Origin of the sequence: Chitinophaga hostae, assembly GCF_018224885.1 — a bacterium.
In the GTDB taxonomy this organism is placed as follows: Bacteria; Bacteroidota; Bacteroidia; order Chitinophagales; family Chitinophagaceae; genus Chitinophaga; species Chitinophaga hostae.
In genome coordinates, this window is record NZ_JAGTXB010000023.1 from 144424 (window position 1) to 153649 (window position 9226).

The window sequence follows — 9226 nt, forward strand, 5'->3', positions numbered from 1 at the left end:
CCTAAATCATTGTTCCTGTGAAACACAATTATCCGACTAAAAATGATTGTCTTTTTTAATGTTTAAACCCGTTGGCGACGTGCTTTTACTGCCTTTTGCCACGGGTGACTAATCCGGCTACCTGGATGCACTGTTTGTTTATACCTAAGGTCATTTCTGGCAGAAATGCAGGCACTCCTGTGCGTTATAAAATCTACTATCCATCCTATATAGCTATCAGATCGTTTATTTATCAATCCTATATCCTTTATTATGGAAACATTAATTGAAAAGAGTGAGAAAACCCGCGAATTAACCATCTATGATTTTTTTGTAGCCCTCCAGGTAGAATGGTTGCAGGCCGATATCCGGCAAAAAATTTATCAGAGTGAGAAGGATAGAAAGTATTGGGCGAGGGTAAAAGAAGGCAAAGAAAACACCATCCATAAAATTGCAGAAAGAAATAACCTGCCTACTATTTTTTCTGATCATTATATTAAATCTGACATAGAGAAAAGGGTATTTCAAAAATCGTCGTATCCGTTGTTTACGTATAAAAACGCAGAGATGAAGGCGGAACTGGAATACCTTGACCTGTTGTTTTATTATTATAAAGGTACTGAAGTGAGATGCGAAATGCCGGATGGCGAAATCAGAACGGGCAAGGTAACCAACTATCAGCCATTCGATAGTTTCCTGACCGTATCGGTAAACGGTGCAACAGTGAAGGTGGCGGTTTCCAAAGCTTCTCGTATCAGCATTTAATGCATGGGGATCAGACTCTTTTTTGCTGCAAAGATTGCGTTGTATTCAATTGTTATGGTATTGGAAACTATTATACAGGGTGCGCTGTGCCTTGCCTTTTTGATGATCCTGCTATTATGCCGGCGTATTGCCAAACAAACTGCCTATATCACACAACTGGAATCCATTCAGCGCCTGGATACCAGCAGCGAAAGAGGCTGTGCCTGCCGGGAAACGACTGTGGATATACTGGAGGTATCAGTAGAAAGACCAATAGATGAACATAGCCGGGAAACGGCGGCGCTTAAGCAGGAGCTGCTGGCCGAAATGATACAGCAATTGATACGGCTCGATGTGCTGAAGGTAAAGTATTATGTAGGGAAAGATGAAAAAGGGAATATACTGCCGCTGTGGGAATCATTGGTGAAGGCGACAATGCATGTGTGCAAATCGTAGATGGCACAAGCCGGTCTGACAATGTAATTCATTAATCTGCAGATCATTTGCGGACGGCCCCGGAATACCCAATTGAAATCGTTTGAGATATTCCGGAGCCGCCTCCGCTTATTTGATTTAAAATTCTACTTTAATGCTGTCTGTCTTCCAGTTAGGATCCGCGGTAACGACCGACCCGCTTCCAACGGTTCCAAACAAAGCACCTTTTACGATTGTATTCTTGTTCATTTCGAGCAGGATATCCGGAACGTCCTTAGAGGGTGCAAGTGCTGTGTGGGACATATCCCGGCCGGTTATGAAAAGGTTAATTTTTCTTGTTCCGGTGTTAAGATAATAGAATTCAATTTTCAGATTGTTGGTGCCCTTTAAGGAGTCCGGAATAACATATTCCTGTGGAGTATAGTCATCATGGTCATTGGGACCGCCACTGCTGAGCGTTCCTGACAGATAGTTGAAATAGGCAGGTACCTGCCACCAATAATCGGGAGCAATGGTTGCATTATAGGCGATATAATAAGCATTATATGGTATCTGATCTTTAATCACGAGGGTTACTTTAGATACTATTCTGTCTAGTACAATCGCCTGGGAAACTGCTCCGCTTATGGTTAATTCCATCCGCCTGTAATATACTTCAGAACCAACGTCAACCATATTCACTCCCTGTATTTTTCGACCGCTGAAACCGGTGGCTGCCGAATCAAAAGGCATAATTGAATCCTGGGTCGCTGCAATGGCAAAAATATATTTTCCAGTGGAGAGTGAATCGGTAATTTGGCCAAATGTACTGCCGGTACCTCTCCGTTGAAATATTGTTTTTATCAGTACCTGGGTGGTGGCATCGTATACCTTATAAACTAAATAGTTGATATGATTTGAATCTGTTTTTGCCGTTGATGAAGGTGTTGCTTTTCTGTCATTCAGATTTTCTATTTCCTGGGTAAAGGAGGTAACGCCAAACCGTACAGGGTACTTGCTATTATCTGCAGGATCTTTAGCAGGGCTGGTATCTTTTTTACAAGCAGTAAAGCAGGTGGCTAAAAGTGTTACGAAAAGAAGAAAGTTTTTCATATTGGGTACATTAGTTAACGAATTGTTTAATAAACGGTGAGTTGGGATTGTCGCTACAAAATCATACTGATACGGAATATCCTTTGCGCGAGCTTAACAACAACAGCAATTTTGCATCTCAAATGTAATATTTTTAACCGGCCCCAATGTAATTATTTAATGGTAAGTTAACTAGTGACCTTAAATTTATCCTGAGCCGGACTCCGGAATTTGTGTCAGTGTGTTTTCCATTATCACGGATAGATCACATAAACGGCTCTCCGTAGAGGATTATCGCAGGAATTCATTGATAACATTAGCTACTGCGGCTGGTTGTTCTTCCGGTGAAAAATGCCCGCTGTTGTCAATCAGCTTGCTTGTAACATGATGAACACCACTTTTTTTCAGACCATCTGCATAGTCTGCTATTGTATTACCAGGTTCTTTCGCTCCCCTGATATATAGCACAGGGACGGTGGTGGGCATCAAACCGCTATTATCCTTTTCATCTTTTGAAAATCCTCGGTACCAGTCCAAACTGGTTTTCAGGGAAGCCGGCGATTGATAAGCCATCACATATTGCTGTCTTTTTTCCGTTGGGATCGCATTTTTGTTGAACGAAAGCGTATCATAAAAATAATCAAAGAGTTGTTGCTGATGCCCGTCGATAAGCGTTTCCGGCAATTCAGGAACTGAGTAAAAGGCAAAATGCCAGATATGCGGATTTTTTTTGACCTCCTCCCACGGCGATAGACCTGGTATAACCGTGTTCATGATAACAGCATGGGATATGCTATCAGGAAAATGACGAAGCAGCGAGTAAACGATCATGCCTCCTATGTCATGCCCGATCACTGCGGGTTTATTGAGTTTAAGCGTTTTCAGAAATTCGTTCAAAAATGATGCGATCGTTAATTTATCTGCGCTGTCTATTTTCCCGGATTCACCGATCCCGGGTAAGTCCGGGGCAACCAGGTGGAATTTATCCCGGAGGAGGTTCATTAATGGAATAAAGGCCACCGCCGTTTCAGGATAACCGTGGCACAAAAGGAGCGTTGGATTATTTTGGTGGCCTGCTTCCAGGTAGTGGACGGTGATACCGCCCGCATCGGTACGAACGTTAATAATAGGGTTACTCATTTGATATGGTTTTATGAGTATGACTCAAAAACCTTGCTTAAATCAGTCGTTTTACCCGGAACACTCCATCTATTTTATGCTCTCTGTAAATAACATGATCCCCTTCCGGTTTCTGCGAACTAGCGCGGTCCATACGGAATGCGCCCGTAATATAGCCGCCTGCTGTACCAATACTGCTCACGTCTAAATAGCCGGGACTGGGAAGAGACGTTTGTCCAACGGAATAATAGCTCAGGAAAGTATGACTGCCCGCCAGCTGCATTTGAAAATAGGTTTGTTCAGACCAGGCACGGCGGCCGGTAGGCACGCCCAGCCAGGTAACACTGCACTCGGGGTAGGAGCCTTCACGGGGGAGCCCGCCTATACGGTTAACACCGTTGCCGCTGCTGCCGGTGGCGGCTTCCAGCAGCTGCCATTCGCCTCCATCGATTTTCACTGCAATGCCCTCCGGCACAACAAATATATTGGCCAGTACCAACCCCATAGCGCCATTTTTCAGTTTGAGCCGAACACTAATGGTAGCGGGATTGGTAACGGGTATGGCAGCAGGTGCCTGGTATATCGCATGGCTGCCATCTGTTGTTAGTTTACCTGCGCCGGCTAATTCCCATTTTTCAATGTATTTTAACGGAAGATCATTTTTGGGACTGTTGATGTATGTTTCCGTTCCTTCTTTCGTCAGCGGTGACAGCAGGTCTTCCATGCCGGCATCAAAATAGCTTTTTACTGCCATTTTCACCGTACTGCCGGGATCAGTAAATGTTTCTCCGGGGTCTATAAATATGGCTTCAAAGAAACTCCAGTCGCTGAAGTGGGTGGTCTTCACACTGATGGATTTCATTTCCTTATCCAGCTGTACACCGCCTACCGCTTTCCATTTGCCGCTGTTGTCCTGGTAGGCGATGCCCAGTGCTTCCGCAAAAGTTCGTCCAAGGTCGCCGGATTCATAATGGAAAGTAATGATTGCGGGTTTAGCCAGTGTTTGATGGGGTGTGATGCGGAAGGCTTTTCCCAGCCCGGCAATATTGGTGTTGGTAATAGGCTGCACAGTAAACTCGGTGGCACTGTTTATAGCACCGGCCGGGATATCTATTGATATATGTGCGTCATTTGTGGTGATGGTACCTCCTGCCGGCCCAATGGTTTTGGTGACGGGAATGCCGTCTATTACGCCCGTGGGCACTGCTACGCCGTTGTTGCCGGGATCAGGAATTTGGGGGTCAATGTTTTCTTTTCCCCGGCAGGAGGCCAGGAGCAGGGCCAGCAAAGTGGCCTTCAACAAATATTTCATCATTGGTATTTTGTTAGATGTTATTTATTCAGAACACAAAATTATTCCGATCGCTTGCGGTGGGTATCAGTAGTAATACGGAGAAAAAAAAATACGTGGGGAGTGATGCTTTATTTGCTGTTATTGCTGTTATTTTTGCCGGGTAATATCAACTATCATGTTAAATGATAGTTTTGAAAGATGATCAATAAGCTGTTTCCCATCCTATTATTATTTGCGGCAACTGTTACGGCACAACCAAAACCAATAACCGGAGATCAGCGCTGGACGGCCTGGTCGGCGCAACCGGCCACGAAATGGGAAGATGCCTTTGTTACGGGCAACGGACATCACGGAATGATGATGACAGGCCGGCCTGGTGAAGAGAGCATCATTTGCGTGCATGAAGAATTGTTTCTCCGCGCGTGGGATCGCAACAAGATTGCTGTTGCCAATACTGCCGGGTTATTACCTGCCGTGCGGCAGCTGGTAGATGCCGGCAAACTCGATTCCGCCGATGCATTGGCCGTTGGCGAAGCCCGCAAACAATTGAGCGCCATGGGAGCGCCGCAGGCATGGCCGGTTTCACCACATCCTGCATTTAATCTTGATATACATACCAATAGGCAGGGGAGCATCAGTCACTACAAGCGTTCCCTGGACATGGAAAGGGGAGAAGCCCGCAGTTCCTGGCAGGATGCCGGTGGCGGCGTGGAATGCAGTGTGTTCTCCTCCCGCACTGCCAATATGAATGTGATGCGGATCCGCGGAGTCGACGGCAGGAAATTATCTGTCATGCTTGCGTTGCGTGAAACGCCAGGGCGTCATGGCCAGGTGGATGGGGTGGATGTGAGCAAAGCATTCAGCGATATCACTACCCATGCAGCGCCAGGTGGATGGCTGACCTATCATGCACAGTATTCACGCGACTCCGGTGGTTATGAAGGACTGGCACGTATTACCATCAAAGGTGGTCAGATGAGCGCTGCCGGCGACAGTATACAGGTTACTGATGCCAATGAAATACTCGTAGTGTTGCGGATTACACCGCTGCAATACGGTATTACCACGCAGCGCGTGGCCGTGCAAAATGAACTTACTGCATTGGCACTTAACTATGATGATCTCTTCCGGCCCCATGCACAACAACATGCAGCGATGTTCCGTCGTGTGCAGCTGGACCTGGGTTGCGCTGCACAATGGGCCGGCAAGCCTGTTGAAAAGATGTTGGAAGAAGCGCATGAACACGGCGCCACGCCACTATTCCTGGAGCAGATGCATGCGATAGGAAGGTACCTGTTGATTTCTACTTCCGGCAAATACCCGCCGCCGCTGCAGGGCATCTGGGGCGGAGGATGGACGCCTGCCTGGAATGGAGGTTTTGTTTTCGACTCCAATGTGAATCTCGCGATATCTGCTATCTCTACAGGCGACCTGGCCGAGTGTGCGGAATCTTATTTTGGGTATGTAGAGCGGCTGTTACCCGCCTGGCGCCTGAACGCCATGAGCTACCTGGGCTGCAGGGGTTTCCTGGTGCCACATTACAGCGATCCTGAAAAAGGTTTCCTGAATCATTTCGGTAGCGGCTATCCCTGGATGTACTGGCCTTCGGGCGCCGGATGGAACCTGATGCCATTCTATGAACATGGTATGCTTACCGGTGATACCGCCTTCCTGCGTAAGCGGGTGTGGCCGCTGTACCTGGAGATGGCACAGTTCTACGAAGATTATCTCACTAAAGAAAAAGATGGTTACTATCATATCTCTCCGGGTATCTCGCCGGAAAATAACGTAGGCAATAATGTAACAACCCTGGCGAAAGATTGTACCATGGATATTGCAGTGGCACGTGAAGTATTTGACCACCTGCTGAAGCTGGGCAAATTGTTCGGGATGGAGCCATCGCAAACAGATAAATGGCGCAACTACTATGATAAAATGGTGCCCTATCGCATCAATGCAGATAGCGCGCTGGCGGAATGGGCGCCAAAGGACTATCCTGATAATTATGCACATCGGCATAATTCACATATGTACCCGGTATTTCCCGGAACGGAGTTTTTACAGGCGGGAAGCGATCCAGGGTTACTGCAGGCCGCGAGGGTGGCATTGTCAAAACGTTTTGGCTATGATACAGAATCGGCACACGGCCTGATACACATAGCACTGATGGCTGCACGCCTGCATGATGCCGGAAAAGTAGCCATGAATCTGCAACGATTTGCGCAACGACATTATGTATACAATGGTTTGGTAACATCCCATAACCCGGAGCATTCGATCTATAATCTTGATGCGGCACTGAGCTTGCAACGACTCCTGTCAGACATGCTCGTGTTCTCACAGCCGGGGCGGGTAGAACTATTGCCGGCCTGCAGCAGTAACTTCCCTGCAGGAAAATTAGCCGGCCTACGAATACACGGCGGCCATAAGCTGGACATCAGCTGGGCCAATGGCGCACTGGTAAATGCCATAGTGTATGCAGGGCATAACGACAGCTGCACATTTATTTGCAATAAAAAGTCAGTGACTATCAAAATGGTGGCCGGAAAGCAATATCGCATTAACAATCGTATGGAATTGATGTGATAGTCTTTCCTAAAACGGAGATGGACAAACCTACGTTTGTCCATCTCCGTTTTTCTTTGCGGGAATAGGCTTAGTATGCGCCAATCTCCGCCAATGCGCAGGAGCTGCCATTATCGTAGCTATCGGTTGTTACGATGCGAAAGTACCTGGCCTGTATGGGTTGTTGGAAAGTAATAAATTGGTTAAGATCCGTTTTCTTTAATGTAAACGTGCCCGCCTGCGTCCAGCTGCCCGTTGCTGTTTTGGTGTATACGGTGAAGTTTTTAATGCCTGGCCATACACCCTGGCGGTCTCTGAATGTGAGGCCTGTTAATGTGTTTGCCTGGTGCATGTCTATACTAAGTTGATGCGGGTGGATAGGCTCTGAACCGCTGTACTGTGTATGCCAGTAGGTGGATGGATCGTTATCCAGGGCGTAGGTAGCAGGGAGCCCACCCTCTTCCGAATCCACATCTGCAATGGTCCACGCTGTTTTTGAAATCTCATTTTTGTTGCCAATGGTTGGGTCCAGCACCGGTTGCTGATTAACAAAAGGATAATTATAGGTGGCAACGGTTTGAATGAATCCATTGGTACCGAGTACATTCACTCTCAGTGTATACGTTCCGGTGAGGTCCCACAACTCGTTGACCTGTGTTACAATGTGGAAACTGTCGGCTCCTATGAGCGAAGCAGACCAGCTGGGCGCATCATAGGCATCATTACTTGCGTCCGGGTCCTGGTATACATTTACGCCGTTGATCGGTTTGTCGGCATACAATTTTCCGGCTACAATCATGTTACCATTTGAGTAGCTGATATCTACCTTTTTTAAGTATATTTTGAAAGACTGCTGGTAATTGGCAATTGATGTACTGTTAAACACCTGGCAGTTGTTGAGGATGGCGCAGGCGGCCCTGCTAAGTATTGTACCTTTTGTAAAATCGGTACTGCTCATCAGGGAGGTGCCTATCGTTGTAGCCTCGCTTCTTTTTTCCCTGTCATGCGGCAACCCGAGGGCATGTCCGAGCTCATGTGCGTTACCGGCTATCCAGTCTATTCCCGGACCATACTGTTTGATATCCAGTGTGGGGTGGTCGAGGATGAATGCCCAGTTACCGATGCCATAATAGGGTACATCGGCATGGGTGCCATCCGGTATGGCTGTGATCACCAGAAAGTGATCACTTTTTTTTTCTGAAGGATGCGCGGCAAAATAAGCATTGATCTCCGCTGTCATAGGGCCGGAACCGCCGTCGTATTTATAGCTGGAGGCGGGTAGTGCTCCCCGGATAACAGTAAGCATTACCTGTTTTCCGGTGGGATCTGTTTGCATGTTAAATGTTTTGGCACCAAAGCCGTTGCGCTTCATTTCTTTGGAAAAGAAATCCTGGAAGAAAAAGAGTTCATCGCTGGTGCGCTCCCTGTACCGTGCCAGCGTATCCTGGCCCTGTGGCAGGAAGTAAACAATATTCAATTTTGGCCCAGGTTTGTTCAATAAAAGACGGGCGGCTTCCTGTTCTGTTGGCTTGTCCTCATTTTGCTTTTTCACACAACCCGACATTGAAAATAGAAGAGCGCCCAGCAGCATAATACTGCGAAAGTTTACTTTTTTCATTTTAATCGTTTTGATTTTGGGTTATATATTATAGTGTTTTATACAGGTTAATTTCCACAGGGAACCCATAGCATTGAGATTTTGTCAATACCATTTTGATAACGCTTCCGGCGTTGGCTACAGTGAATGTTGTTTTATTTGGATATACAACGATTTTGGTTTAGCGGATAGACGGGCCAGCGGGTGCTACGCGCAATGCTTCATCTGTTCAACCACTTTTTATGAATGAGTGAACCCGGTTTATAAGAATAACACCGGCAAGTACTATTTGTACCATGGGAAAGAAAAGAATAACCGGTAGCGCAGGCATTCCTTGCGGATCATACTATCGCAAGATGGTATTGCCTGATACCTGGGTAGCGATGGGTACATGTTCCGGACGCCTTCCCGCAAAAAAGAAA

7 protein-coding genes are annotated in these 9226 nt (G+C 46.8%); 3 read left to right on the forward strand and 4 right to left on the reverse strand.

What is annotated here, in order from left to right; translation table 11 throughout:
- Positions 1-252: 252 nt before the first annotated feature.
- Together KE626_RS30095 and KE626_RS30100 are read left to right on the forward strand one after the other, a co-directional pair.
- On the forward strand, positions 253-744 hold the full coding sequence (locus KE626_RS30095; protein ID WP_211976780.1) for a hypothetical protein: 492 nt from the start codon (positions 253-255) through the stop codon (positions 742-744).
- 60 nt (positions 745-804) lie between these two features.
- Positions 805-1179, forward strand: a complete 375-nt coding sequence (locus tag KE626_RS30100) for a hypothetical protein (protein ID WP_211976781.1) — start codon at positions 805-807, stop codon at positions 1177-1179.
- 117 nt (positions 1180-1296) lie between these two features.
- Here the strand turns inward: KE626_RS30100 and KE626_RS30105 are convergent, their stop codons facing one another.
- The 3 genes from KE626_RS30105 to KE626_RS30115 all read right to left on the reverse strand — a co-directional run bounded on the left by KE626_RS30105 (position 1297) and on the right by KE626_RS30115 (position 4663).
- Positions 1297-2250 carry a DUF6562 domain-containing protein gene (locus KE626_RS30105; protein ID WP_211976782.1) on the reverse strand — a complete coding sequence of 318 codons (954 nt, stop codon included), beginning with the start codon at positions 2248-2250 and terminating at the stop codon, positions 1297-1299.
- A gap of 270 nt (positions 2251-2520) precedes the next feature.
- Positions 2521-3369, reverse strand: coding sequence for an alpha/beta fold hydrolase (locus tag KE626_RS30110; RefSeq protein ID WP_211976783.1), 849 nt, complete (start codon positions 3367-3369; stop codon positions 2521-2523).
- A 37-nt stretch (positions 3370-3406) separates the two neighbouring features.
- Positions 3407-4663 carry a hypothetical protein gene (locus KE626_RS30115; protein WP_211976784.1) on the reverse strand — a complete coding sequence of 419 codons (1257 nt, stop codon included), beginning with the start codon at positions 4661-4663 and terminating at the stop codon, positions 3407-3409.
- 177 nt (positions 4664-4840) lie between these two features.
- Here KE626_RS30115 and KE626_RS30120 point away from each other — a divergent pair, with 177 nt between their 5' ends.
- The gene (locus KE626_RS30120) at positions 4841-7228 is read left to right on the forward strand and encodes a glycosyl hydrolase family 95 catalytic domain-containing protein (protein WP_211976785.1); all 2388 of its coding nucleotides are present in this window, start codon (positions 4841-4843) and stop codon (positions 7226-7228) included.
- A gap of 70 nt (positions 7229-7298) precedes the next feature.
- Here the strand turns inward: KE626_RS30120 and KE626_RS30125 are convergent, their stop codons facing one another.
- Positions 7299-8825, reverse strand: coding sequence for a discoidin domain-containing protein (locus tag KE626_RS30125; protein ID WP_211976786.1), 1527 nt, complete (start codon positions 8823-8825; stop codon positions 7299-7301).
- Between the last annotated feature and the right edge of the window lie 401 nt (positions 8826-9226).

Bases quoted from the DNA above. Each gene is read 5' to 3' on its own strand.
- KE626_RS30095 (WP_211976780.1), top strand. From the start codon at position 253: ATGGAAACATTAATTGAAAAGAGTGAGAAAACCCGCGAATTAACCATC.
- KE626_RS30105 (WP_211976782.1), bottom strand. From the start codon at position 2,250: ATGAAAAACTTTCTTCTTTTCGTAACACTTTTAGCCACCTGCTTTACT.
- KE626_RS30110 (WP_211976783.1), bottom strand. From the start codon at position 3,369: ATGAGTAACCCTATTATTAACGTTCGTACCGATGCGGGCGGTATCACC.
- KE626_RS30115 (WP_211976784.1), bottom strand. From the start codon at position 4,663: ATGATGAAATATTTGTTGAAGGCCACTTTGCTGGCCCTGCTCCTGGCC.
- KE626_RS30120 (WP_211976785.1), top strand. From the start codon at position 4,841: ATGATCAATAAGCTGTTTCCCATCCTATTATTATTTGCGGCAACTGTT.
- KE626_RS30125 (WP_211976786.1), bottom strand. From the start codon at position 8,825: ATGAAAAAAGTAAACTTTCGCAGTATTATGCTGCTGGGCGCTCTTCTA.